The sequence below is a fragment of the Opacimonas viscosa genome (assembly GCF_024199005.1).
Classification (GTDB): Bacteria; Pseudomonadota; Gammaproteobacteria; order Enterobacterales; family Alteromonadaceae; genus Opacimonas; species Opacimonas viscosa.
In genome coordinates this window covers 1-255 of the sequence record NZ_JANATA010000227.1, presented here as the reverse complement: position 1 = coordinate 255, position 255 = coordinate 1, and the positions used below count along the sequence as shown (strand labels likewise).

Genomic DNA, 255 nt, shown 5'->3' with positions numbered 1-255 from the left:
ACATAACTTCTCAATTGCAGCAAGTAGCAGTTTTATAGCCTCATCTTTAGAATGATGCCGCTCACATACTTTTAGTAACTTTGCCACACTATAGAGTTTGTCTGCGCAAAACGGTGCATTCACCTTTAATACATGAGGAAGCATTACGGCGTTACTCATCCCGTGAGATAAATGGAACCGACCGCCTAGGGGATAAGCGAGGGCATGGACGGCTCCGACCCCTGCATTTCCAAACGCGAGCCCAGCCATTAAGCT

At 47.1% G+C, this 255-nt stretch carries 1 pseudogene; it reads right to left on the bottom strand.

The features are described 5' to 3' along the window. Positions 1-255: pseudogene (locus tag NLF92_RS13395) on the bottom strand (iron-containing alcohol dehydrogenase); the annotation flags it as partial.